Here is a 24,555-nt window from a genome sequence, read left to right as displayed (position 1 = left end):
CGTGCCCTCGGCCGAGACGCTGGACCAGCTCGCCCTCGACTTCCTCTGGGAAGCGCTGGACGCGGGCGAGCTCCCGTACCCGCTGCAGGTGCGCTCGCACGGCGACACCGTCGACGAGCGCACCGCGCTGCGCCACCGCATGCACGCCGAGCTGGCCGCGCGCGGGCTCATCGACCGGTACGGCCGCGTCGAGCCGCACGTGGAGGACTGGCTGGGCGTGCTCGCCCGGCCGGACGTGGCCATCGACGCGCTGTTCCTGCCCCAGCTGCCCGGCAAGGCGGTGGCGGTCTACGCCGCCGCCGCGGGCGCGACGGGCGTGGTGGCCACCCAGTCCGGCGACGACCTGCACCTGCGCCGCGTCCGCGCGGACGGGCTGGTCGCCGAGGTGGTGGCGCTGCTGCCCGCGGCCCCGCGCGGCGCCGAGGCGTCGGTGTCGCTGCCCGCCGACGAGTTCGCCGCGATCGACCCGCGGGCGGTGCGCGGGCTGGCCGAGTCCGACCCGCGGGCCGCCGCCGCCCGGCTGGTCGGGCAGCCCAACCTGCGCGGCGGGCAGTTCGGCGTCACCGCGCGCGACCCCAACGGCGGTCGCGTGCGCGGCCCGGTCCTGTCGTGGTTCGACAAGCCCAACGGCCGCTACCTGACCTCGACCAGCCGCGGCCGGGACGGGCGGGAGTGGGTCACGGTGGCCCCGGCCGACGCCCAGACCGTGCGCCACCGCCTCGGCCAGCTGTTGGCCGAGGTCACGCGCTGACCGCGGCGGGCGGGGGAACTGCGGCGGGCCGTCGTCCGTTGAGCTTGGTGGCGCCCTCGTCAACCGGTGGGGGCTCCACCGCGGGCGGTACGCTGGAGCGACCGGAGCACCGCCCGGCCGGGTAATGGTCGTCATTGCCCTCACGTGCACGTCCAGGGAGGGTCGAGGCCGCCCCACGGCCGTATGTAATGGACCGAAAGCGACTGCTGCGCAACCCGCTGCTGTGGATCCTCGCGGTGTTGCTGATCTACTTCGCCTTCAGCATGCTGTTCGACGACACGCGCGGGTACACCTCGGTGCCCACGTCGAAAGCCGTCGCGCAGATCGAGGCCAACAACGTCAAGGCCGTCGAGCTGGGGGACAAGGAACAGCAGCTCAAGCTGACCCTGAACAACCCGATCGAGCACGACGGCCAGCAGGTCACCCAGCTGGTCGCCCAGTACCCGGCGGGGGCGACGTCCCAGCTCTACGAGACGATCATCGACAAACCGGGCATCGAGTTCCGGACCACGGTGACCCAGGACTCGTTCCTGACCCAGATCCTGATCTTCCTCATCCCGTTCGCGCTGCTGTTGCTGCTGCTCATGTGGATGATGAACAACGTCCAGGGCGGCGGGAACCGGGTCCTCAACTTCGGCAAGTCCAAGGCCAAGCAGTTGTCCAAGGACATGCCCAAGACCACCTTCGCCGACGTGGCCGGGGCCGACGAGGCCGTCGAAGAGCTCTACGAGATCAAGGACTTCCTGCAGAACCCGGGCCGCTACCAGGCCCTGGGCGCGAAGATCCCCAAGGGCGTGCTGCTCTACGGCCCGCCCGGCACCGGCAAGACGCTGCTGGCCCGCGCCGTCGCGGGCGAGGCGGGCGTGCCGTTCTACTCGATCTCCGGCTCGGACTTCGTCGAGATGTTCGTCGGCGTCGGCGCATCGCGCGTCCGCGACCTGTTCGAGCAGGCCAAGCAGAACGCGCCGTGCATCATCTTCGTCGACGAGATCGACGCGGTCGGCCGCCAGCGCGGCGCGGGCCTCGGCGGCGGCCACGACGAGCGCGAGCAGACCCTCAACCAGCTGCTGGTCGAGATGGACGGCTTCGACGCCCGCGGCGGCATCATCCTGATCGCGGCGACCAACCGCCCGGACATCCTGGACCCGGCGCTGCTGCGCCCGGGCCGCTTCGACCGGCAGATCCCGGTGTCCGCGCCGGACCTGTCCGGCCGCAAGAAGATCCTGCAGGTGCACGCCAAGGGCAAGCCCTTCGCAGGCGACGTCGACCTCGACGGCCTGGCCAAGCGCACCGTGGGCATGTCCGGCGCCGACCTGGCCAACGTGATCAACGAGGCCGCCCTGCTCACCGCCCGCACCAACGGCACCGCCATCACCGGCGCGGCGCTGGAGGAGTCGGTCGACCGGGTGATCGGCGGTCCGGCCCGCAAGAGCCGGATCATCTCCGAGAAGGAGAAGAAGATCACCGCCTACCACGAGGGCGGGCACGCGCTGGCCGCGTGGGCGATGCCGGACCTGGAGCCGGTCTACAAGCTCACCATCCTGCCGCGCGGGCGCACCGGCGGGCACGCGCTGGTCGTCCCCGAGGACGACAAGCAGCTGATGACCCGCTCGGAGATGATCGCCCGGCTGGTGTTCGCCCTGGGCGGGCGCGCGGCCGAGGAGCTGGTGTTCCACGAGCCGACCACCGGCGCGTCCAGCGACATCGACCAGGCCACCAAGATCGCCAAGGCGATGGTGACCGAGTACGGCATGAGCGCCCGGCTCGGCGCGGTCCGCTACGGCCAGGACCAGGGCGACCCGTTCCTGGGCCGGTCGATGGGCCACGCGCCGGACTACTCGCTGGAGGTCGCGCACGAGATCGACGAGGAGGTGCGCAGCCTGATCGAGGCCGCGCACACCGAGGCGTGGGACGTGCTCAACACCTACCGCGACGTGCTCGACGAGCTGGTGGTCGAGCTGCTGGACAAGGAGACGCTGACCCGCAAGGACCTGGAGCGGATCTTCTCCGGGGTCGAGAAGCGGCCGCGCATCACCGCGTTCAACGACTTCGGCGACCGGGTGCCCAGCGACAAGCCGCCGATCAAGACCCCGCGCGAGCTGGCGCACGAGCGCGGCGAGCCGTGGCCCGACGACGAGCGCGAGCGGGAGAAGACCCCGGTCGCGGCCGTCCCGGGCGCGGGCGAGCTGCCCGGCGGCCCGCCGCGGACCACCCCCGACCTGCCGCCCGGCGGCAACGGCAACGGGGCCCCGCCGCCGTACCCGCAGCAGCCCTACCCGCCCGCCCCCGGCTACCCCTCGCCCCCGCAGTACGGCGAGTACCGGCCCGGCGCGGGACCGCCGAACTACGGCGCGCCGCCCGGGTGGACCCCGGCGACCACGCCCGGCGGGCAGCCGTGGCAGCCCGCGGCGCCCCCGCCCGGCCCGGATGCCCGTGACCAGGACAACTCCGACGGGCGCGCACGCGGGTCCGAATGAGAGGGTTGCGGCCGCACCGCCGCGACAATCTCGGAGACTGGCGATGAGTGACACCGCGAAGCAGGCGGGCGGGACCGATGGCGTCCCGCTCGCCGCCTTCGACCCGGACCGGGCCGAGAAGGCCGTCCGCGAACTGCTGCTGGCCTGCGGCGAGGACCCCGACCGCGAGGGCCTGCTGGAGACCCCGGCGCGGGTGGCCCGCGCCTACCGGGAGCTGTTCGCCGGGCTCTACACCGAGCCCGACGCGGTCCTGGACAAGACCTTCGACGAGAGCCACGACGAGCTCGTCCTGGTCACCGACATCCCGATGTACTCCACCTGCGAGCACCACCTGGTGCCGTTCCACGGGGTGGCCCACGTCGGGTACATCCCCAACGAGCGCGGCCAGGTGACCGGGCTGTCCAAGCTGGCGCGGCTGGTCGACCTCTACGCCCGCCGCCCGCAGGTGCAGGAGCGGCTGACCTCCCAGATCGCCGACGCGCTGATGCGCAAGCTGAGCCCGCGCGGGGTGATCGTGGTGATCGAGGCCGAGCACCTGTGCATGGCCATGCGCGGCATCCGCAAGCCGGGGGCGCGCACGACGACCTCGGCCCTGCGCGGGCTGCTCAAGACCGCCCCGTCCTCGCGGGCCGAGGCGATCGAGCTGATCAACGGGCGGACCAGGTGATGCTGCCCGCGCCCGGGCGGTGCGCGGTGGTGGGGGTCCTCAACGTCACCCCCGACTCCTTCTCCGACGGCGGCCGCTACCTCGGCCTGGCCGACGCGGTCGCGCACGGGGTCGCCATGTGGGAGCGCGGCGCGGACGTCATCGATGTGGGCGGGGAGTCCACGCGGCCGGGCGCGGAGCGCGTCGACGCCGAGACCGAGATCGCCCGGGTCGTGCCGGTGATCGCCGAGCTGGCCACCGCGGGCGTGGTGATCAGCGTGGACACCACCCGCGCGCGGGTCGCCGACGCCGCGCTGGCCGCGGGGGCGACGATCGTCAACGACGTCTCCGGCGGGCTGGCCGACCCGGACATGGCGCGCGTGGTCGCCGCGTCCGGGGCGCCGTGGGTGCTGATGCACTGGCGCGGGCACAGCCGCGACATGGACGCGCTGGCCACCTACGGCGACGTGGTGGCCGAGGTGCGCGACGAGTTGCGCGCCCGGGTCGACGCCGCGCTGGCCGCGGGCGTGGTCGAGTCGGCGATCGTGCTCGACCCCGGCCTGGGCTTCGCCAAGAACCACGACCACAACTGGGCCTTGCTCCGCTCCCTGGACGTGCTGCTCGACCTGGGCTTCCCGGTGCTGGTGGGGGCTTCGCGCAAGCGCTTCCTCGGGTCCCTGCTGGCCCGCGGGGGCGTCGCCCGCCCCTCCGACGGCCGCGAGGACGCGACCGCCGCCATCTCGGCCCTGGTGGCCAAGGCGGGGGCGTGGGGGGTGCGGGTCCACGACGTCGGGCGCTCGCTGGACGCGGTCGCGGTGGCCGCGGCGATGGGCGGGGCGCCCCGGGTGGCGTCCTGGCCGGTGACCCAGGAGGTGACATGGCCGATCGCATCACGCTGACCGGGCTGCGCGTGCGCGGGCACCACGGCGTCTTCGAGCACGAGAAGCGCGACGGGCAGGACTTCGTCGTCGACATCACCCTGTGGCTGGACCTGGCAGCGGCGGCGGCGACCGACGATCTGACCAAGACCGTGCACTACGGCGAGCTGGCCGAGCGGGCCGCCGCCGTGGTCGCCGGGCCGCCGCGGGACCTGATCGAGACCGTGGCCGCGGAGATCGCCGAGGGCGAGATGGCCGACGAGCGGGTGCTCGCCGTCGAGGTGACCGTGCACAAGCCGAGCGCGCCGATCCCGCTGTCGTTCGCCGACGTCGCGGTGACCGTGCGGCGCTCGCGGAAGTCGATGCGCGGATGAGCCGGGCGGTGCTGTCGCTGGGGTCCAACCTGGGGGACCGGGAGGGGCACCTGCGCGCGGCCGTCGCCGGGTTCGCCGACGTGCTGGTCGCGGTGTCGCCGGTGTACGAGACCGCGCCCTGGGGCGTGACCGACCAGCCGGACTTCCTCAACGCGGTGCTGATCGTCGAAGACCCCGCCGCCGACGAGTGGGCGTGGCTGCGCCGCGGGCAGGCGCTGGAGGCGGCGTCGGGGCGCGTGCGCGAGCAGCGGTGGGGCCCGCGGACGCTGGACGTCGACGTGGTGACCGTCGACGGGGTGCGCAGCGACCACCCCGACCTGCTGCTGCCGCACCCGGGCACCGCCGAGCGGGCGACCGTGCTGATCCCCTGGCTGGACGTCGAGCCGGATGCGGTCGTGCCAGGCGCCGGGCCTGCGCGCGAGCTGCTGTCGCGGTTGGACACCGCGGGCGTGCGGGCGCGGCCGGACATCGACCTGCGGGGGGCCGGGTGAGGTTCACCAAGGCGTCGGAGCTGGTGTCGGCCGGGCTGGTCACGGCGGTCGCGTTGTACCTGTTCATCCGGCTGCTGTACGGGAAGCTGCCGCCGCTGCCGACCTTCGCCGGGGTCACGCTGCTGGTGCTGGCGGTCGTCGAGGTCGTGTTCGGGTACGTGCTGCGCGGGCGCGTGCGGGGGACCGGGCAGGGCAGGCCGCTGCAGCCGATCACCGCGGCGCGTGCGGTCGCGCTGGCCAAGTCGTCGTCGCTGCTGGGCGCGATCATGCTGGGCGCGTGGCTGGCCGTGCTGGCCTACGTGGTGCCCGAGAGCGGGCGGGTGGCCGCGGCGCGGGGGGACATCCCCAGCGCCGTCATCGGGGCGGTGTCGGCCGCGGTGCTGATCGCGGCGGCCCTGTGGCTGGAGTCCTGCTGCCGCACCCCGCGCGACCGCGATGACCAGCGCCGGGACGCGGTGTGACATCCGTTTGGTCTCGCGGAGGTAACGGACGGGTACGGTGTGCGGCATGACCGGCCGGAACGACCACCTCCCGCGGCTGCTCTTCCTGGCCGCGCTCGCACTGGCGGCGGGCGCCACCGCCGTGCTCGTGCTGAGCGACTCGCTGCGCTGGATGCGGCTGGGCGTGGTCGCCGCCCTGTGGGCCGCGCTCGCCGGGGCGTTCCTCGCGGTGCGCTACCGCAGGCAGTCCGCCGATCGGGCCGAGGACGCCGAGCAGGCCCAGCGCATCTACGAGCTGGAGCTGGAGCGCGAGGTCGCCGCCCGCCGGGAGTTCGAGCTGACCGCGGCCGCGGAGGCCAGGGCCGCCGCCGAGGACCGCGCCCGCGACGACTTAGCCGAGCTGCGCGCCGAGCTCAAGGCCATGCGCGACCACCTGGAGCTGCTGCTCGGCGGTGAGGTGCTGGTCGAGCGGATCGCGCTGGAGGCCACCCGCATGCGCGCCCAGGCCCTGGAAGGCCGCGCCGACGCGGTCAAGCGCATCGGCGGCGACCCGAAGACGGACCTGATCGAGCGCGTGCGGGAGCCCTGGCTGGCCGACACCCCCAGCAGCCGCCCCATCGACCCGACGTGGACCCCCTCCTGGGAATCCGGCGAACACCGCCGCACCCAACGCCCCACCCGCCCGACCGAAGCCCCCGCCCAGCCGAGCAGACCGGCGGCTGCCGGCCGCAGGCCGGAGGAGGAGCAGCGCCCCCGCCGCCCGGAAGCGGCCGAGCACCCCGGCCAGCGGGGCCGCCGCGTGGACGTTGAGGAAGAGCAGCGCTCCCGCCGCCCGGAGGCGGGCGAGTATCCGGGTCAGCGAGGTCGTCGGCCGGATGTGGACGAGGAGCAGCGTTCTCGCCGCCCGGAGGCGGGCGAGTATCCGGGTCAGCGTGGTCGTCGGCCGGATGTGGACGAGGAGCAGCGTTCTCGCCGCCCGGAGGCGGGCGAGTACCCGGGTCAGCGTGGTCGTCGGTCGGAAGTGGACGAGGAGCAGCGCTCTGGCCGCCAAGAGGCGGGCGACTATGCAGGTCAGCGTGGTCGGTCGGAGGTCGATGAGGGGCAGCGCTCTCGCCGGCCGGAGGCGGGCGCGGGTGAGTATTCCGGTGAGCGGGTTCCCCTGGCGGAAGGCGCGGGGGGTGAGTCCTACCCCGGTGAGCGGGTTCGCCGTTCGGAGGTGGGCGGTGAGCGGTCGCGGGGGGAGTACCAGCGGGGGCGGCGGCCGGAGGCTGAGCGGGCTGTGGGGCGTCCTCATCCCGAGACCGCGCCGGGCGAGCCCTATTCCGCGGGCAGGGCCGGTGAGCGGGTGGGGCGGACGCGGCCGGAGGCGCAGGGGGGCGATGCGTACCCCGGTCCGCGGCCCGCGGCCGACCAGCGGCCAGCCGCGGCCCGTGTTGACGCCGAGGCGACTCGGCAGGGGGTGCGGCCGGTCGAGGGGCCGACCCAGCACGGTGTGCGGCCGGTGGACCGCAGCGCGCCGCCCCGGGTGGTGTCGCGGCGGCCGGGGGAGGAGCAGGCGTCCGCAGACGCCGCCCGCGGCCGCCGGGCGGTCGACTCCGCCGTCTTCCCGCCCGCGACCGCCCCCGACCAGCCCGAGCACCGCGGCAAGCGCGCGGCCGAATCCCTCCCCCCAGCCCGATCGGCGACCGGCTCGGGTGTCTTCCCCCCGGCCCAAGGTCCCGCGGGTGCTTTCCCGGCCGGTCAGGGCACGTCGGCGGCGGGTGCCGTCCCGTCCGGGCACGGCCCGTCGGCGTCGGGCGCCTTCCCGCCCGTCCCGGGGCCGTCGGCGACCGGCTCGGGTGCGGTCCCGCCCGCCACCGCAGGCCGCCCGTCCGACCCGCACACGGCCGACGCCGCCCGCGGCCACCGCGCCGCCGAGTCCGGCGTCTTCCCGCCCGCTCCCGAGGCCGCTCGCGGCAAGCGCGCCGCCGAATCTGGCGTCTTCCCGCCCGCCCCGGAGGCTGCCCGCGGCAAGCGCGCGGCGGAGTCCGGTGTCTTTCCGCCCGCTTCGGAAGCTGCCCGCGGCCACCGCGCCGCCGAGTCCGGTGTCTTTCCGCCTGCTTCCGAGGCTGCTCGCGGTCACCGCGCCGCCGAGTCCGGTGTCTTTCCGCCTGCTCCGGAGGCTGCTCGCGGTCACCGCGCCGCCGAGTCCGGTGTCTTTCCGCCTGCTTCCGAGGCTGCTCGCGGTCACCGCGCCGCCGAGTCCGGTGTCTTTCCGCCTGCTTCCGAGGCTGCCCGCGGCCACCGCGCCGCTGAATCCGGTGGTTTCCCGCCTGCTTCCGAGGCCGCTCGTGGCAAGCGCGCGGCCGAGTCGGGTGTCTTTCCGCCTGCCTCCGAGGCTGCTCGCGGTAGGCGGGCTGCTGAATCTGGTGTTTTCCCGCCTGCTCCCGAGGCCGCGCGCGGCAAGCGTCCGGCTGAGGCGGGGGTGTACCCCTCTGCTTCGGAGGCCGCTCGTGGCAAGCGGGCTGCTGAGTCGGGTGTTTTCCCGCCTGCGCCGGAGGGCGCTCGCGGCAAGCGGGCGGCTGAGTCCGGTGTGTTCCCGCCCGCGCGCGGGAAGCGGGCGGCTGAGTCGGGTGTCTTCCCGCCTGCGCCGGAAGGCGCGCGGGGCAAGCGGGCTGCTGAGTCCGGTGTGTTCCCGCCTGCCCGCGGCAAGCGCGCGGCTGAATCCGGTGTCTTCCCGCCCGCCCGTGGGAAGCGGGCGGAGGCCGTCGAGGCGGATGCAGGTGGGCGCAGGCACCAGGCGCAGGCCGAGCCCGACGGCACGCATGCCGAGGGGACCTCGGTTGCCGAGCTGCTCGCCGCACACGGGGGTTCCGCGCCGCGGCGCAGGCGGCGGCGGGATGCGGACTGATCACTCCTCGGGGTGACCGAGGGGGCACGGCGCCGCGGGGCGCAGCCCTACTATCAGGCGCGTGTCCGATGATCAGCTGCAGCGGCACCTGCCCCGCCGCAAGACGGTGCTGCTGCCCGTGGTGGGCCTGCTGGCGCTGGCGGGCTGCGCGCTGGCGTTGCTCGCCCTCAGCACCGCGCGGGTCGGCCTGCAGGCCGAGCTCGTCGGGATCCTCGCCGCGCTGCTGCCCGTGGGGCCGGTCGTGGCGGCGTTCCTCTGGATCGACCGCTGGGAGCCCGAACCCGCCCGGCTGCTCTGGCTCGCCTTCGGCTGGGGGGCGTGCGTCGCGGCCGTCACCGCGCTGCTGATCAACAACACCGCCGAGGCCGTCGGGGACCTGCTGCTGGGCAAGGGCAGCGGCGACACCATCAGCGCGATGGTCTCCGCGCCGCTGTTCGAGGAGTTCGTCAAGGGCGCGTTCGTCTTCGGCATCTACCTGTTCCTGCGCCACGAGTTCGACGGGGTGATCGACGGCATCGTCTACGCCGGACTCGTCGCCGCCGGGTTCGCCTTCACCGAGAACATCTACTACTTCGGCCGGGCCTTCGCCGAGTACGGCATCGGCGACGGCTCCTCCCCGGGCGTGGTGGCCGCCTTCATCCTGCGCGGGGTCCTCTCCCCGTTCACCCACCCGCTGTTCACCGCGTGCATCGGGATCGGCATCGGGATCGCCGCGCGCTCGCACCGGCACCGGGTCACCGCCCCGGTCCTGGGCTACCTCGCCGCTGTCGTGCTGCACGCGGCCTGGAACGGCGCGGCGACGCTGGGCGGGGGCACCGCCTTCCTGACGGTCTACTTCCTCGTCATGGTGCCGATCTTCGCCGTCGCGGTCTGGTTCATCACCTGGCACCGTCGCCGCGAGCAGCGGATCATCGCCGCCGCGCTGCCGGGCATGGTCGCCGAGAACCTGATCCTGGACAACGAGGTCGAGGCCCTCTCCCGCCTCGACGCGCGCCGCAAGTGGCGCAAGCGGGTGCGGGCGCGCTCCGGCCGGGCCGCCGCGGCGCTGATGGCCGAGTACCACGCGGCCGTCAGCGAGCTGGCCTTCCTGCGCCACTCCGCCGCGCTCGGCATGACCGGCAGGCACGACGTCAGCGAGGCGCACCTGGTCGCCGTGGTGCGCGCCACCAGGCAGGCCGCGGTGCGCGCCTCGGCCCGGTGAACCTGGTCACCCGGCCACCACCGACCTGGTCACCGGCGGTTACGCTCGCCGCGTCGTCTGGTACCCGCGCGGCGGGACTGGAACGAAGGGACTTGTCATGGACGCCGGTCAGACCCGGCCAGCCAGGTTGGCGGTCGGAGTCGTCTCAGCGGGCCGGGTGGGTGCGGTGCTCGGCGCCGCGCTGGCCAGGGCCGGGCACACCGTCGCGGCCGCCGCAGGCGTCTCCCGGGCGTCGCTGCTGCGGGCGGAGACCCTGCTGCCCGACGTCCCCGTCCGCCCGCCGGACGAGGTCGCCGCTGTCGCGGACCTGGTCCTGCTCGCCCTCCCCGACGACGCCCTCCCCGGCACCGTGCGGGGCCTGGCCGCCGCGGGCGCGCTGCGGCCGGGCCAGATCGTCGTGCACACCTCCGGCGCCTTCGGCGTCGACGTGCTCGCCCCCGCGGCCGAGGTCGGCGCGCTGGGCCTGGCCCTGCACCCGGCGATGACCTTCACCGGCCGCCCCGAGGACCTCGAACGCCTCGCGGCCTGCTGCTTCGGCATCACCGCCGCCGACGGCGACGACGCCGCCTGGAACGTCGCCGAGGCGCTGGTGGTGGAGATGGGCGGCGAGCCGGTGCGCATCCCCGAGTCCGCCCGCCCGCGCTACCACACGGCCCTGGCCCACGGCGCGAACCACCTGGTCACGCTGGTCGCCGACGCCGCCGACCTGCTGCGCGGGGTCGGCACGCCGGAGCGGCTGCTCGGCCCGCTGCTGGCCGCCGCGCTGGACAACGCCCTGCGCCACGGCGACCGCGCCCTCACCGGCCCGGTCGCCCGCGGCGACGCCGGGACGGTGCGCAAGCACGTGCGGGTGCTCGCCGAGGACGCCCCCGAGCTGCTCCCGGCCTACCGCGCCCTGGCCCGGCGGACCGCGCAGCGCGCCGCGGCGGCCGGGCTGCTCCGCGCCGACCTGGTCCCCGACACCACCGCAGCCATCGATTCGGAAGGCCCCCCATGACGACCTTCACGCCCGGCCGCCTCCACGTCCACAGTGGACCAGCCGAGCTGGCCAGGGTCACCCGCGCGCTGCGCGCCACCGGGCGCAAGATCGCGTTCGTGCCCACCATGGGCGCCCTGCACGACGGCCACCGGGCGCTGATGCGCCACGCCCGCCGCATCCCGAACACGGTGCTGGCCGCGTCCATCTTCGTCAACCCGCTGCAGTTCGGCGCAGGCGAGGACTTCGAGCGCTACCCGCGTCCACTGGAGACCGACCTGGAGGTCTGCGCCGAGGAGCGCGTCGAGCTGGTGTTCACCCCCGCGCCCGCGGACATGTACCCGGAGGGGGCCACCACCACCGTCCACCCCGGCCCGCTCGGCGACGAGCTGGAGGGCGCGGTCCGGCCGGGGCACTTCGCGGGCGTGCTCACCGTGGTCAACAAGCTGTTCAACATCGTCCGCCCCGACTACGCGCTCTTCGGCGAGAAGGACTACCAGCAGCTCACGCTCATCAAGCGCATGGTCGCCGACCTCGACATGGAGGTCGCCGTGATCGGGGTGCCGACCGTGCGCGAGCCCGACGGCCTGGCCCTGTCCTCGCGCAACGCCTACCTCGACGAGGAGCAGCGCCAGGCCGCCGTGACCCTCTCCGCGGCCCTGGCCGCGGGCGCGCACGTCAGCGCCCGGGGCGCGGCGGAGGTCGTCGCCGCCGCCCGCGCCGTGCTGGCCCAGACCCCCGCGCTCGAGGTCGACTACCTGGAGCTGCGCGCGCCCGACCTCGGCCCGGCCCCCGCCGGCGGCGACGCGCGGCTGCTGGTCGCCGCGCGGCTCGGCGGCACCCGGCTCATCGACAACGTCCCGGTCCTGCTCGGTTAGGGGAGACCATGTTCCGCACGATGCTCAAGTCCAAGATCCACCGCGCCACCGTCACCCAGGCCGACCTGCACTACGTGGGCTCGGTGACCGTCGACCCGGTGCTGATGGAGGCCGCCGACCTGCTGCCCGGCGAGCAGGTGGCCATCGTCGACGTGACCAACGGCGCCCGGCTGGAGACCTACGTCATCGAGGGCGAGCGCGGCAGCGGCGTCATCGGGATCAACGGCGCGGCCGCGCACCTGGTGCACCCCGGCGACATCGTCATCCTCATCGCCTACGGCCTGATGGACTCCGCCGAGGCCGCCGCCCACCAGCCGCGCGTGGTCTTCGTCGACGCCGACAACCGCATCGTCCACCTCGGCGCCGACGCCGCGCACGCCCCCGAGGGCTCGGGCCTGAAGTCGGGGGCCGCGGCCGAGCCGGAGCCCACCTCCGAGACCGACGACGCCGCCAAGCTCGACGCCCTCCTGGCCGCCGAGGTCTAAGTGCTCCTGGCCATCGACGTCGGCAACACCAACACCGCATTCGGCCTGTTCGACGGCCCCGAGCTGGTGCGCGACTGGCGGACCCGCACCGACGCCCGCATCACCGCCGACGAGCTGGACCTGTCGCTGCGCGGCCTGCTCGGCGGGCACGCCGACGCCGTGACCGGCATCGCGGCGCTGTCCACCGTCCCGACCGTGCTGCGGGAGCTGCGCGCCATGCTGGGCAAGTACCACGCCCGGGTGCCGCGCGTGCTGGTCGAGCCGGGCGTGCGCACGGGGGTGCCGCTGCTGGTGGACAACCCCAAGGAGGTCGGGGCCGACCGGGTGGTGAACACCCTGGCCGCCCACCACCTCCACAGCACCGCGTGCGCGGTGGTCGACTTCGGCACCTCGACCAACATCGACGTCATCTCGGCCAAGGGCGAGTTCCTCGGCGGGGTGTTCATGCCCGGCATCGAGATCTCGATGGACGCGCTGGCCACCCACGCCGCCGCCCTGCGCAAGGTCGACGTCGTGCGGCCCCGCTCGGTGATCGGCAAGAACACCGTCGAGTGCCTGCAGTCGGGGATCATGTACGGCTTCGCGGGCCAGGTCGACGGCCTGATCACCCGGATCCGCCGCGAGCTGGCCCGCGCGGGCCACGACGGGCCGGTGACGGTGATCGCCACCGGCGGCCTGGCCCCGCTGGTGGTCGACGAGTCGGCGACCATCGACCACCACCGGCCCGACCTGACCCTGCTCGGCCTGCGCCTGGTGTACGAGCGCAACCAGCGCTAGACGCGGATCGCGCGCACGGCCTCGCAGATCAGCGGCCGGACGAACACCCCGCGCGAGTCGGGCAGCCCGGACAGGTACGCCCTGGCCTTGGCCAGCACCTCGTCCCGCTCGGCAGGCGGGGCGACGGCGATGTGGGAGTAGGTCCGCAGCGACTCCACCATCGAGTCGACCGTGCGCACCTGCTGGTGCCGGAAGGACTTCTCCTCGGCGTCGCCGAGCAGGTCGTGCTCTGGGCGGTTGCGCTCGGTCCGCCGGGCCGGGTCGTCCACGCTCGTCGCCGTCAGCTCGGTCAGCGTCCGCACCCACGGCACGCTGTCGTCATCGGCGTTCCACAGCGCGCCGAAGACCCCGCCGGGGCGCAGCACGCGGGTGATCTCGGCCAGGGCTTGCGGGTTGTTGAACCAGTGGAACGCCTGGCCTGCGACCACGGCGTCCACCGAGCCGTCGCGCAGCGGGATGCGCTCGGCCCGCCCGTCCATCGTCGGCACATCCGGCAGCCGCCTGCTCAGCTCGGCGCGCATCTGCGGGTCCGGCTCGACGGCGGTGACGTCGACGCCGAGGTCGAGCAGGCCCGCGGTCAGCTTGCCGGTGCCCGCGCCGAGGTCCAGGACCCTGGTCCGGTCGCCGATCACCCATTCGATGGCCTCGGCGGGGTAGTCCGGCCGGTGCTCGGCGTAGGTCGCGGCATTGACGCCGAATGAACCCGCTCTGGTCGCGCGCATCTGCGGATCGTCCACCGGACAACCGTAAGGCAATACCGGTTGTGACCTGCCGGGTGTGCCCTCGTACCCTTGCGCCGTGAACGAGGAGAGCACCCCCGACGTCGACGACCTGCCCGAGCAGATGCGGATTCGGCGGGAGAAGCGGGAGCGAATGCTCGCCGCCGGTGCCTCGCCCTACCCGGTGCAGGTCCCCCGCACGCACTCGCTGGCCGAAGTGCGCGCCGCCTATTCCGAACTGCCCGCCGACACCGCCACCGGGGACAAGGTCTCGGTCGTGGGCCGGGTCATGTTCCTGCGCAACACCGGCAAGCTGTGCTTCGCCACCTTGCGCGAAGGCAGCGGAACCGAACTGCAGGCGATGCTGAGCCTGAACAACGTCGGCGCCGAGGCCCTTTCCGCCTGGAAGGCCGATGTCGATCTTGGCGACCACGTATTCGTCACCGGCGAGGTGATCACCTCCCGGCGCGGCGAGCTGTCGGTGCTCGCCGACGAGTGGGGAATGGCGGCCAAGTCGCTGCGCCCGCTGCCGGTCGCGCACAAGCCGCTCGGCGAGGAAACACGTATTCGGCAGCGCTATGTCGACCTCATCGTGCGCCCCCAGGCGCGGGAGACGGTAAGGGTCCGTTCGGCGGTTGTGCGCGCGCTGCGGGAGTCTTTCCACGCCCGGGGTTTCCTGGAGGTGGAGACCCCGATGCTGCAGACCCTGCACGGCGGGGCCGCCGCCCGGCCCTTCGTGACGCACTCCAACGCGATGGGCATGGATCTGTACCTGCGGATCGCCCCCGAGCTGTTTCTCAAGCGCTGCGTGGTCGGCGGCATCGACAAGGTCTTCGAGATCAACCGCAACTTCCGCAACGAGGGCAGCGATTCCTCGCATTCGCCCGAGTTCGCCATGCTGGAGTTCTACGAGGCGTTCGCCACCTACGACACCAACGCGGTCATGACCAGGGAGCTGGTCCAGGAGGCCGCGCGGGCGGTCTTCGGCTCCGAGGTGGTCACCCTCGACGACGGCTCGGAGTACGACCTGTCGGGTGAGTGGACGACGCTGACCATGTACGGGTCGCTGTCGGAGGCGCTGGAAGCCGAGGTCACCCCGGAGACCGGGGTGGCCGAGCTGCGCAAGCACGCCGCGGCCGTCGGCTTGGAGCACGACCCGGCGCTCGGCCACGGCAAGCTGGTCGAGGAGCTCTGGGAGCATCTCGTCGGCGATCACCTGCACGCGCCGACTTTTGTTCGGGATTTCCCCGTCGAGACCTCACCGCTGACGCGCGAACACCGGTCCCAGCCGGGCGTGGCCGAAAAGTGGGACCTCTACGTCCGCGGTTTCGAGTTGGCCACCGGCTACTCCGAGTTGGTCGATCCGGTCGAGGAACGGCGGCGGCTGACCGAGCAGGCCCGGCTCGGGGCATCCGGCGACGACGAGGCGATGGCCCTCGATGAGGACTTTCTGCGCGCGTTGGAGTACGGAATGCCACCGAGCGGCGGGGTGGGAATGGGCATTGACCGGCTGCTGATGGCCCTGACCGGGCTCGGCATCCGGGAGACCATCCTGTTCCCCCTCGTCCGGCCCGAATGACCCCGGTCTAACACATTCCCGCTGATTTGCGCTAGCCTGCCCCCAGGGAGTATTTCTACTGGTGGCCGCGACGCTGAGCCGGCACATTTCAGCCTGAGGGAGGCGCTATGGCGCAGAAGGTCACGGTTTCGCTCGTCGACGACATCGACGGTTCCGAGGCCGAGGAGACCGTGGAGTTCGCACTCGACGGGGCGACCTATCAGATCGATCTGTCCAGCAAGAATGCCGAGCGCCTGCGTTCGGCCCTGGCCGACTTCGTCGACCACGCCCGCCGTTCCGGCGGCCGCAAGCGCCCGGTGGGCAAGGCGGCCGCGGGCCGCGCCCCGCGCACGGCTTCGGCCGACCGCGAGCAGAACCAGGCAATTCGCGAGTGGGCGCGCAAGCAGGGCATGAAGGTGTCCGACCGGGGCCGAATCCCTTCGGAGGTCCTCGACGCCTACAACGAGCAGGCCTGAGCGCCGTTCGGCAAGGGCCGCCGCGGGTGCGCGGCGGCCCTTAGCGCATTCACCCGAAATGGTGTGCGCCGCGTCACCGCCCGGCACGCGGCCCGGTTGTCGGCAACCGGGCCCGGGCGCATCGGCGCTCCGCTAGTTTCTGCGCCATGTCGATCGTGGTCCGCATCGTCCAAGCCCTGCTCATCCTCGCCGGGCTGGTCGCCTGCGCGATCGCCGTGGCCTTCGCGGTCGAGACCTTCGACGACGTCGACGCCCGCTGCTACCTGACCGAGGTCCAGGACCCCGCCGGGGGCGGCTACCGGGACGTGCCCTCGCCCGGGTGCGGGACGGTCGCGGTCCTCCAGACCCAGGCGATCTCCGCGGCGGCCGTCGGCCTGGTCGGCATCGGCGCGATGGTCGGGGCCGCGGCCCTGAACGGGATGGTCCAGCCCCGCCCGCGGCAGGCCGCCCAGCCCGCGCCCGCGCCCTACGGCTACGGCCCGCCGAGCGGCCCCCAGCCCTACCCGCCGGGGCCGTACGGCCCGCCTACCGCTTAGGCAGCACCCGCGGGCACGTGCCGCAGGGGCCTTCGCCCCGCTCCAGCAGGTAGTGGAAGCAGCAGCTCTCCCGCCTGCGCGTCCACCCGTCCGCGGCCGTGCGCAGCGTCGACCCCGAGGTCAGCGGCGCGACGCCCGCGTCGAGCACCAGGGCGGCGTCCAGCACGCCCGCGCCCTCGTCGCCGCCGTGGCGGCCCACCTGCCACAGGGCGCTGTCCAGCGCGTCGGTCGCCGCCGCCCAGAGCGTGCGCCTGCCCAGGCGGACCTGCGGGGCGTAGACATCGATGAAGCGGCGCGCGTGCTCGACGAAGCGCCCGCGCAGCAGCCCGGCCAGGGCGGCCTCGTCGGGCAGCACCACCACGTCGGGCAGGCCCGCGGCCGGGTCGTCGGGCAGGCAGGCGAAGCCGGGGGAGAGCACCGCGACCGAGCCCGGGTGCGGGCGCGGGTAGGCGGTGCGGAAGGCCAGGTCGGCCGGGCGCAGCGACGGCACCCGGCGCTCGTGGTGGAACAGCAGCGCGCCGACGTAGGCCGGGACGCTGAGGTACCAGGTCATGACGTAGCCCGCGGTCGTCTGGTCCGGGGCGTCGTCGTACTGGTCGCGCAGCCACCTGGCCAGCGCGGCCCGCCAGCGCGGGAAGGCGTCGGGGGTGGCCAGGAAGCTGGCGCAGGTGACCCAGCCGGGCGCCCCGGGCAGCCCGTACCGCACCTCGACGCGCGCCTGCCGCCCGTTGACCACGCCGAGTGATTCGGGCAACGTGCGGTGGCCGGAGCGGGCCGCCGGGCGGATGCTGGAGTCGAGGGTCATCGACGGCGCCGTCCGCGCGCGCTCGGGACCCCTGCCGACTGATAAGGCATGCCTAACCTTAGCGAGGCGCGTTGACATCCGCCTGTCGCGGCCGAGGTGGGGTAGACCACAGTCGGGTATCGGGAGCTGTTCGCGGAGAGCGGACAGCGGAATCCAGACCGGTCACCGCACGTTATCCAGGGTGACGGGGCCTCCGTCCGGCTGATGTTGCCATCTTGGGCCGCTTGCGGCACTGAGCGTGGCGGCCCGGCCTACTACAGTGGTCCCACGGTGCTGAATCCACTGCGAAGGGGTGGAGAAGGGCCGCCGGCGCAGCAGTCAGGGAGTGAGAATGTTCGAGAGGTTCACCGACCGCGCGAGGCGGGTGGTCGTCCTGGCCCAAGAAGAGGCCCGGATGCTCAACCACAACTACATCGGCACCGAGCACATCCTCCTGGGTCTGATCCACGAGGGTGAGGGTGTCGCCGCCAAGGCGCTCGAATCGCTGGGGATCGCCCTGGAGGGCGTGCGCCAGCAGGTCGAGGAGATCATCGGCCAGGGGCAGCACGCGCCCAGCGGGCACATCCCGTTCACCCCGCGGGCGAAGAAGGTGCTGGAGCTGTCGCTGCGCGAGGCGCTGCAGCTCGGCCACAACTACATCGGCACCGAGCACATCCTGCTCGGCCTGATCCGCGAGGGCGAGGGCGTGGCCGCCCAGGTGCTGGTCAAGCTCGGCGCCGACCTCAACCGGGTCCGCCAGCAGGTGCTGCAGCTGCTCTCGGGCTACCAGACCGGCAAGGAGGCCGCCGAGACCGGTGGCCGCGGCGAGGGCACCCCGTCCTCGTCCCTGGTGCTCGACCAGTTCGGCCGCAACCTCACCGCGTCCGCCCGGGAGGGCAAGCTGGACCCGGTCATCGGCCGGACCAAGGAGATCGAGCGGGTCATGCAGGTGCTGTCCCGCCGCACCAAGAACAACCCGGTCCTCATCGGCGAGCCCGGCGTCGGCAAGACCGCCGTCGTCGAGGGCCTGGCCCAGATGGTGGTCAAGGGCGAGGTGCCCGAGACCCTCAAGGACAAGCAGCTCTACACCCTCGACCTCGGCTCCCTGGTCGCAGGCTCCCGCTACCGCGGTGACTTCGAGGAGCGCCTGAAGAAGGTGCTCAAGGAGATCAAGACCCGCGGCGACATCATCCTGTTCATCGACGAGATCCACACCCTCGTCGGCGCGGGCGCGGCCGAGGGCGCCATCGACGCGGCCTCCATCCTCAAGCCGATGCTGGCCCGCGGCGAGCTGCAGACCATCGGCGCGACCACCCTCGACGAGTACCGCAAGTACGTCGAGAAGGACCCGGCGCTGGAGCGCCGCTTCCAGCCGATCCAGGTGGGCGAGCCGTCGCTGGAGCACACCATCGAGATCCTCAAGGGCCTGCGCGACCGGTACGAGGCGCACCACCGCGTCACGATCACCGACGCCGCCCTGGTGGCCGCCGCGACCCTGGCCGACCGCTACATCAACGACCGCTACCTGCCGGACAAGGCCATCGACCTCATCGACGAGGCGGGCGCGCGCATGCGCATCCGCAGGATGACCGCGCCGCCGGACCTGCGCGAGTTCGACGAGAAGATCGCCGACGTGCGCCGGGAGAAGGAGTCCGCGATCGACGCGCAGGACTTCGAGCGGGCCGCCAAGCTGCGCGACACCGAGAAGCAGCTGCTGGGCCAGAAGGCCGAGCGGGAGAAGCAGTGGAAGGACGGCGACCTCGACGTCGTCGCCGAGGTCGACGACGAGCAGATCGCCGAGGTGCTGGCCAACTGGACCGGCATCCCGGTGTTCAAGCTGACCGAGGAGGAGACCTCCCGGCTGCTGCGCATGGAGGACGAGCTCCACAAGCGCATCATCGGCCAGGAGGACGCGGTCAAGGCCGTCTCCCAGGCCATCCGCCGCACCCGCGCGGGTCTGAAGGACCCCAAGCGCCCGTCCGGCTCGTTCATCTTCGCCGGCCCCTCCGGTGTCGGCAAGACCGAGCTGTCCAAGGCGCTGGCGAACTTCCTCTTCGGCGAGGACGACGCGCTCATCCAGATCGACATGGGCGAGTTCCACGACCGCTACACCGCCTCGCGGCTCTTCGGCGCGCCCCCCGGGTACGTCGGCTACGAGGAGGGCGGCCAGCTCACCGAGAAGGTGCGCCGCAAGCCGTTCTCGGTCGTGCTGTTCGACGAGATCGAGAAGGCCCACCAGGAGGTCTACAACACCCTCCTGCAGGTGCTGGAGGACGGCCGCCTGACCGACGGCCAGGGCCGCACGGTCGACTTCAAGAACACGGTGATCATCTTCACCTCGAACCTGGGCACCCAGGACATCTCCAAGGCCGTGGGCCTCGGGTTCACCTCGGGCAACGACCAGGGCTCGAACTACGAGCGGATGAAGAACAAGGTCAACGACGAGCTGAAGAAGCACTTCCGCCCGGAGTTCCTCAACCGCATCGACGACATCATCGTGTTCCACCAGCTGACCGAGGACCAGATCATCAAGATGGTCGACCTCATGATCGGCCGGGTGGAGACCCAGCTCAAGAACAAGGACATGGCCCTCGAGCTGACCGACAAGGCCAAGCGGCTGCTGGCCAAGCGCGGCTTCGACCCGGTGCTGGGCGCCCGCCCGCTGCGCCGGACGATCCAGCGCGAGATCGAGGACCAGCTCTCGGAGAAGATCCTCTTCGGCGAGCTGGAGCCCGGCCAGATCATCATCACCGACGTCGAGGGCTGGGACGGCGAGGAGGCCAGCGCGGACAAGGCCAAGTTCGTCTTCCGCGGCGAGAAGCGCGACCGCGTCCCCGACTCCCCGCTGGTGGAGATCGCGGCCGGTGGCGAGGACTCCGCCGAGTCGGCCGACTAGCACCGCACGCGAGCTGAACCGCCCCCCGAGGACCTCCCTCGGGGGGCGGTTCCGCGTTCGCGGGCGGCTACCGGGGCAGGACCAGCTCGGCGACGACGGCGTTGTGGTCGCTGCCGGGGAGGTCGTAGACGGCCACCGAGGCCGCGGTGATGCGGCGGTCGACCAGCACGTGGTCGATGGTGACCGGCGGGCCGAACGGGGCCTGCGACCAGGTCGGGCGCAGGCCCTCGCCGGTCAGCTCGGCGGCGTCGGCGTAGCCGCGGTCGATGAGCCGGGTCAGGGCCGGGTGGTCGAGGGTGGCGTTGAAGTCGCCCGCGAGGATGCGGGGGCGGCCCTCCGCGTCCGGCGCGGGCAGCTCGGCCAGCTCGCGCTTCCAGGTCGTGAAGGCGTCGGCGCTGAGCACGCCGGGCAGCACGTGCACCGACAGGATCTCCACGTCGGTGGGTCCGGAGAGGTCGGCCACCACGGCGACCTGCTCCAACGTGGACTCCTCCACCAGCACGATCTGGCGCAGCGGGACGGTGGCCACGATGCCGCTGCCCGAGCCGCCCGCCTCCGCGCGCAGCACCTGGTACGGGAACTGCCCGCGCATCCCCGCCGCGTCCAGCGCTTCGACCGCGAGCGGGGTCAGCTCCTGCAGGGCCAGCACGTCCACCCGGGAGTCGCGGGCCAGGGCGAGCAGCGCGGCGGCGTCGGCGCTGCCGTGCAGCAGGTTGGCGGTCATCACCCGAAGGCGCTGCCCGTCGCCGATGCGGGCGCCGTCGTCGAGGCTGCGGGGGACCAGCACCGCGCCCAGCGACACGGTGGCGACCAGCGCGCCCACCAGCAGCACCCGGCGGCGGGCGATGAGCGCCAGCAGCGCGACCAGCGCGGCGGCCGCGGCCAGGTAGGGCGTCAGCGCGAGCACGGCCACCGCGTACCGGTTGCCGTCGATGCCGACCAGCCGCATCGCGGTGACCCCGAGCAGGAGCAGCACCGGCAGCGCCAGCAGGACCGTGACCCAGCGGCGCCTCCTGGTGCGGCGGGGCGGCCCCTGCGGGGCGGGGGCGTCGATCTCGGCCGTGCGCATGCCATCAGGATGCCTGACAGCGCGCTGTGCGGGCGTTGACAGCGCGGGTGGGGACTGTGGAGGTCGCGTGAAGGGAGAAGCACACGATGTACGCGATCGAAGCCGAAGGGCTGGTCAAGCGCTTCGGTGACACCGTCGCCCTCGACGGGGTCGACCTGGCCGTGCCGACCGGGAAGGTGCTCGGCGTCCTGGGGCCCAACGGCGCGGGCAAGACCACCGCCGTCCGCATCCTGGCGACGCTGCTGCGGGCCGACGCGGGGACCGCCCGCGTCGGCGGGTACGACGTGGTCACCCAGGCCACCGCCGTGCGCTCGCTGATCGGGCTGACCGGGCAGTACGCCTCGGTGGACGAGGACCTGTCCGGCCTGGAGAACCTGGTGCTCATCGGCAGGCTGCTCGGCCTGCGCGACGCCCGCGACCGCGCCGCGGAGCTGCTGGCCCGCTTCGAGCTCACCGACGCGGCCCAGCGGCCGGTGAAGACCTACTCCGGGGGCATGCGCAGGCGCGTCGACCTGGCCGCGAGCCTGGTCGGGCGGCCGCAGGTGCTCTACCTGGACGAGCCGACGACCGGGCTGGACCCGCACAGCCGCAACGAGGTGTGGGCGATCGTGCGGCGGCTGGTCGAGGAGGGGGTGACCGTCATGCTGACCACGCAGTACCTGGAGGAGGCCGACCAGCTCGCCGACCTCATCGCGGTGTTCGACCACGGCCGGGTGATCGCCACCGGGACGCCGCACGAGCTCAAGCGCAAGACCGGCGCCCAAGCCCTGCAGGTGCGCCCGACCGTCGCCGCCGACGTGCCCGCGGTCTCGACGATCCTGGCCGAGGTGGCCGGGGTGGAGCCGCACGTCGACGCCGACACCGGGGTGCTCACCGTCGGCGTCGCCGACCCGGTCCTGCTGTCCACGGTGGTGCGCAGGCTCGACGACGCGGGGATCACCGCCGACGAGCTGGCCCTGCGCCTGCCCAGCCTCGACGAGGTCTTCCTCAGCCTGACCGGGAGCCGCGCATGACCACCCTCCACATCGGACCAGCAGCCGGGCTGCGGCACGGGCTGGTCCTGGCCGCCCGCGGCATCGGCAAGATCCGCAAGAACCCCGAGTCGCTGCTGGACGTGACCGTCCAGCCGATCCTGTTCCTGGTGCTGTTCGTCTACCTCTTCGGCGGCGCGATCTCCGGCGGGACCGACGAGTACCTGCAGTTCGTGCTGCCCGGGATCATGGTCCAGAACACCGTCTTCGCCAGCCTGGGCACCGGGATGGCGCTCAACACCGACATCACCAAGGGCGTCTTCGACCGGTTCCGCAGCCTGCCCATCGCCCGGTCGGCTCCGCTGGTCGGCGCGGTCCTGGCCGACGTGGTGCGCTTCATCGTGACGCTGGTGGTGCTGTTCGGGTTCGCCTACCTGCTGGGCTTCCGGGTCACCACCGATCCCGGCCGGTTCCTCATCGCCGTGGCGCTGATGCTGGTGTTCGGGCTGTGCCTGTGCTGGATCTCGGTGTGGGTGGGCATGCTGGTCAAGTCGCCGCAGGCGGTGCCGGGCACGCTGGTGGCGTTCGTGCTCCCGCTGACCTTCGGCAGCAACGTGTTCGTCCCCGCCGAGACGATGCCGGGCTGGCTGCAGGCGTGGGTGGACATCAACCCGGTCAGCCACCTGGCCACCGCCGCCCGCGGCCTGCTGCTCGGCGGCGACTGGCTGGCCAGCACCGGGTGGGCCGCGCTCTGGGCGGTCGGGCTGGTGGCGGTGTTCTTCCCGCTGGCCCTGCGCGCCTACCGCAAGCGGGTCGCGTAGCGGGCGGCGAGGGCGGCGGCCCGCTCGTGCAGGGCGGTCCGCAGCCAGGGCGGGGTCAGGGCCTCGGCGTCCGCGCCGAGCTGCCACAGGGCCCACTCGGCGTGCCTGCCGTCCTGGAAGGACACGTCCAGCCGCAGCCAGCCGTCCGCGTCGGCCTCCTCGGCGCGGACGGCCACCGCGGTGGCCACCAGCTCCGCCCGCCGCGCAGGCGCCACCCGCACCAGCGCGGCGACCTGGTCGCCGCCCGCGCGGAAGCGGGTGCTGCGCTCCTGCCACGCCTGGTCCAGGTCGACCTCGGCCGGTCGCTGCGCGGGCTCGTCGAGCTCCTCGGCCGCCGAGATGCGGGACAGCCGGTAGGTGCGGTCCTCGCCGGAGCGCGTGGCCAGCAGGTAGCCGCGGCCGTGCGCGGTGACCAGCCCGATCGGGTCCACAGTCCGCCACCGCGGGGCCTGCCCGGAGGGCGCGTAGCGGATGCGCAGCCTGCGCCCGGCGAACACCGCGCGCCGCACCGCCGCCACCACCGCGTCGGGCGCCTCAGGCGCCTCCTCGGTGGGCTGCTTGCGGGCGAGGAGGTCGGTCTCGGGGTCGATGAGCAACCGCTGCGCCGCGCCCGCCGCGGTCGCCCGGTGGTCCTCGGGCAGCGCGTCGACCACCTTGCGCATGGCCGAGGCGAGCGCCGCGCCCAGGCCGAACGCCTGCGCCCCGCGCCGCGACCCGGCGACCAGCAGGGCGAGCGCCTCGTCGTGGTTGAGGCCGGTCAGCTCGGTCTGGAAGCCGGGCAGCAGCGCGAACCCGCCGTTGCGGCCGCGCTCGGCGTAGACCGGGACGCCCGCGGCCGACAGCGCCTCGATGTCGCGCAGGACCGTGCGGGTGGAGACCTCCAGCTCGCGTGCCAGCGCCGCCGCCGACATCCGACCGCGCTGCCGCAGCAGCAGAACCAGCGAGACCAACCGGTCGGCGCGCATGGGCAAACCCTATGCGAATACCTGACAAGAGATGTCATGTTTCGCTGGGAGGCTCTGTTCGGCAGTTCGACAACCGATTGGAGCAGAAGTGGCTGTGCAGCGGACGACCGTCAACCCGTGGGCGTGGTCGGTGCAGTTGGGGTACAACCAGGGCGAGGTCGTGTCGGGGCACACCCGGACCCTGTACTGCTCGGGGCAGGCGGCGATGGACGCCGACGGCAAGCCCCAGCACGCGGGCGACATGGCCGCGCAGCTCGCGCTGGCCGTCGACAACCTGGCGGCGGTGCTCGCCGAAGCGGGTATGGACCTGGGCAACCTGGTCCGGCTCACGGTCTACACGACTGACGTGGACCTGCTCTTCCAGCACTACGGCGTCCTGGCCGCCCGGCTGGGCGCGGCCCAGGTGGCCCCGACCACGACGATGCTGGGCGTGACCCGCCTGGCGCTGCTCGACCTGATGGTCGAGCTGGAGGGCACCGCCGTCGGGTGATGCGCG

Annotated in this window: 24 protein-coding genes; 20 read left to right on the top strand and 4 right to left on the bottom strand. The window is 73.3% G+C overall.

Features of this window, described 5'->3' with window-relative positions:
* Position 1: 1 nt before the first annotated feature.
* The 13 genes from ACWEPX_RS05390 (at position 2) to ACWEPX_RS05330 (ending at position 13,264) form a co-directional block, all read left to right on the top strand.
* On the top strand, positions 2-751 hold the full coding sequence (locus ACWEPX_RS05390) for an ESX secretion-associated protein EspG (RefSeq protein ID WP_451895862.1): 750 nt from the start codon (positions 2-4) through the stop codon (positions 749-751).
* A 188-nt stretch (positions 752-939) separates the two neighbouring features.
* Entirely contained in the window at positions 940-3,228 is a 2,289-nt protein-coding gene (gene ftsH, locus ACWEPX_RS05385) for an ATP-dependent zinc metalloprotease FtsH (protein WP_451895861.1), read from the top strand.
* Positions 3,229-3,271: 43 nt separating this feature from the next.
* Positions 3,272-3,895 carry a GTP cyclohydrolase I FolE gene (gene folE, locus ACWEPX_RS05380; RefSeq protein ID WP_451895860.1) on the top strand — a complete coding sequence of 208 codons (624 nt, stop codon included), beginning with the start codon at positions 3,272-3,274 and terminating at the stop codon, positions 3,893-3,895.
* Positions 3,895-4,773: a dihydropteroate synthase gene (folP, locus tag ACWEPX_RS05375; RefSeq protein WP_451895859.1), complete on the top strand. Its 879-nt coding sequence runs from the start codon at positions 3,895-3,897 to the stop codon at positions 4,771-4,773. The genes folE and folP overlap by 1 nt, the downstream gene beginning before the upstream one ends.
* A complete protein-coding gene (folB, locus tag ACWEPX_RS05370) occupies positions 4,752-5,126 on the top strand; it encodes a dihydroneopterin aldolase (RefSeq protein ID WP_451895858.1) in 375 nt (124 codons plus the stop codon). The genes folP and folB overlap by 22 nt, the downstream gene beginning before the upstream one ends.
* Positions 5,123-5,617 (top strand): 2-amino-4-hydroxy-6-hydroxymethyldihydropteridine diphosphokinase, encoded by a 495-nt coding sequence (gene folK / locus ACWEPX_RS05365; protein ID WP_451895857.1) that lies wholly within the window; start codon positions 5,123-5,125, stop codon positions 5,615-5,617. The genes folB and folK overlap by 4 nt, the downstream gene beginning before the upstream one ends.
* The gene (locus ACWEPX_RS05360) at positions 5,614-6,078 is read left to right on the top strand and encodes a DUF3180 domain-containing protein (protein ID WP_451895856.1); all 465 of its coding nucleotides are present in this window, start codon (positions 5,614-5,616) and stop codon (positions 6,076-6,078) included. Before folK ends, ACWEPX_RS05360 begins: the two co-directional genes overlap by 4 nt.
* Before the next feature lie 46 nt (positions 6,079-6,124).
* The gene (locus ACWEPX_RS05355; protein WP_451895855.1) at positions 6,125-8,947 is read left to right on the top strand and encodes a DUF6779 domain-containing protein; all 2,823 of its coding nucleotides are present in this window, start codon (positions 6,125-6,127) and stop codon (positions 8,945-8,947) included.
* Between the two features lie 61 nt (positions 8,948-9,008).
* Positions 9,009-10,148: a PrsW family intramembrane metalloprotease gene (locus ACWEPX_RS05350; RefSeq protein WP_451895854.1), complete on the top strand. Its 1,140-nt coding sequence runs from the start codon at positions 9,009-9,011 to the stop codon at positions 10,146-10,148.
* 97 nt (positions 10,149-10,245) lie between these two features.
* Positions 10,246-11,145 carry a Rossmann-like and DUF2520 domain-containing protein gene (locus tag ACWEPX_RS05345; protein ID WP_451895853.1) on the top strand — a complete coding sequence of 300 codons (900 nt, stop codon included), beginning with the start codon at positions 10,246-10,248 and terminating at the stop codon, positions 11,143-11,145.
* The gene (gene panC, locus ACWEPX_RS05340; RefSeq protein ID WP_451895852.1) at positions 11,142-12,002 is read left to right on the top strand and encodes a pantoate--beta-alanine ligase; all 861 of its coding nucleotides are present in this window, start codon (positions 11,142-11,144) and stop codon (positions 12,000-12,002) included. The genes ACWEPX_RS05345 and panC overlap by 4 nt, the downstream gene beginning before the upstream one ends.
* A gap of 8 nt (positions 12,003-12,010) precedes the next feature.
* Positions 12,011-12,487 carry an aspartate 1-decarboxylase gene (gene panD, locus ACWEPX_RS05335; protein WP_451895851.1) on the top strand — a complete coding sequence of 159 codons (477 nt, stop codon included), beginning with the start codon at positions 12,011-12,013 and terminating at the stop codon, positions 12,485-12,487.
* Positions 12,488-13,264, top strand: a complete 777-nt coding sequence (locus ACWEPX_RS05330) for a type III pantothenate kinase (RefSeq protein ID WP_451895850.1) — start codon at positions 12,488-12,490, stop codon at positions 13,262-13,264. It abuts the gene before it with no gap.
* Here the strand turns inward: ACWEPX_RS05330 and ACWEPX_RS05325 are convergent.
* Positions 13,261-14,001, bottom strand: a complete 741-nt coding sequence (locus tag ACWEPX_RS05325; RefSeq protein WP_451895849.1) for a class I SAM-dependent methyltransferase — start codon at positions 13,999-14,001, stop codon at positions 13,261-13,263. The two genes, ACWEPX_RS05330 and ACWEPX_RS05325, sit on opposite strands and share 4 nt — an antisense overlap.
* 106 nt (positions 14,002-14,107) lie before the next feature.
* Between ACWEPX_RS05325 and lysS the strand changes: the two genes are divergently transcribed.
* The 3 genes from lysS (at position 14,108) to ACWEPX_RS05310 (ending at position 16,553) form a co-directional block, all read left to right on the top strand.
* On the top strand, positions 14,108-15,562 hold the full coding sequence (gene lysS / locus ACWEPX_RS05320; protein WP_451896166.1) for a lysine--tRNA ligase: 1,455 nt from the start codon (positions 14,108-14,110) through the stop codon (positions 15,560-15,562).
* A 107-nt stretch (positions 15,563-15,669) separates the two neighbouring features.
* Complete coding sequence (locus tag ACWEPX_RS05315) at positions 15,670-16,017, top strand: histone-like nucleoid-structuring protein Lsr2 (protein ID WP_451895848.1); 348 nt, start codon at positions 15,670-15,672, stop codon at positions 16,015-16,017.
* Between the two features lie 146 nt (positions 16,018-16,163).
* On the top strand, positions 16,164-16,553 hold the full coding sequence (locus ACWEPX_RS05310) for a hypothetical protein (protein WP_451895847.1): 390 nt from the start codon (positions 16,164-16,166) through the stop codon (positions 16,551-16,553).
* On the opposite strand, the gene ACWEPX_RS05305 is transcribed toward ACWEPX_RS05310, so the two are convergent.
* Complete coding sequence (locus ACWEPX_RS05305) at positions 16,543-17,358, bottom strand: (2Fe-2S)-binding protein (RefSeq protein WP_451895846.1); 816 nt, start codon at positions 17,356-17,358, stop codon at positions 16,543-16,545. The genes ACWEPX_RS05310 and ACWEPX_RS05305 overlap by 11 nt on opposite strands.
* A 331-nt stretch (positions 17,359-17,689) precedes the next feature.
* Between ACWEPX_RS05305 and ACWEPX_RS05300 the strand changes: the two genes are divergently transcribed.
* On the top strand, positions 17,690-20,233 hold the full coding sequence (locus ACWEPX_RS05300) for an ATP-dependent Clp protease ATP-binding subunit (RefSeq protein ID WP_451895845.1): 2,544 nt from the start codon (positions 17,690-17,692) through the stop codon (positions 20,231-20,233).
* Between the two features lie 67 nt (positions 20,234-20,300).
* Here ACWEPX_RS05300 and ACWEPX_RS05295 read toward each other — a convergent pair whose 3' ends face one another.
* On the bottom strand, positions 20,301-21,302 hold the full coding sequence (locus ACWEPX_RS05295) for an endonuclease/exonuclease/phosphatase family protein (protein WP_451895844.1): 1,002 nt from the start codon (positions 21,300-21,302) through the stop codon (positions 20,301-20,303).
* A gap of 86 nt (positions 21,303-21,388) precedes the next feature.
* Between ACWEPX_RS05295 and ACWEPX_RS05290 the strand changes: the two genes are divergently transcribed.
* Together ACWEPX_RS05290 and ACWEPX_RS05285 are read left to right on the top strand one after the other, a co-directional pair.
* The gene (locus ACWEPX_RS05290; protein WP_451895843.1) at positions 21,389-22,315 is read left to right on the top strand and encodes an ATP-binding cassette domain-containing protein; all 927 of its coding nucleotides are present in this window, start codon (positions 21,389-21,391) and stop codon (positions 22,313-22,315) included.
* A complete protein-coding gene (locus tag ACWEPX_RS05285; protein ID WP_451895842.1) occupies positions 22,312-23,094 on the top strand; it encodes an ABC transporter permease in 783 nt (260 codons plus the stop codon). The genes ACWEPX_RS05290 and ACWEPX_RS05285 overlap by 4 nt, the downstream gene beginning before the upstream one ends.
* Here the strand turns inward: ACWEPX_RS05285 and ACWEPX_RS05280 are convergent.
* Entirely contained in the window at positions 23,073-24,059 is a 987-nt protein-coding gene (locus tag ACWEPX_RS05280; protein WP_451895841.1) for a helix-turn-helix transcriptional regulator, read from the bottom strand. The genes ACWEPX_RS05285 and ACWEPX_RS05280 overlap by 22 nt on opposite strands.
* A gap of 94 nt (positions 24,060-24,153) precedes the next feature.
* On the opposite strand from ACWEPX_RS05280, the gene ACWEPX_RS05275 reads away from it, so the two are divergent.
* The gene (locus tag ACWEPX_RS05275; RefSeq protein ID WP_451896165.1) at positions 24,154-24,549 is read left to right on the top strand and encodes a RidA family protein; all 396 of its coding nucleotides are present in this window, start codon (positions 24,154-24,156) and stop codon (positions 24,547-24,549) included.
* Positions 24,550-24,555: the final 6 nt, after the last annotated feature.

This window comes from Actinokineospora sp. NPDC004072 (assembly GCF_053604195.1).
This window is presented reverse-complemented; position numbering and strand designations above follow the sequence as displayed.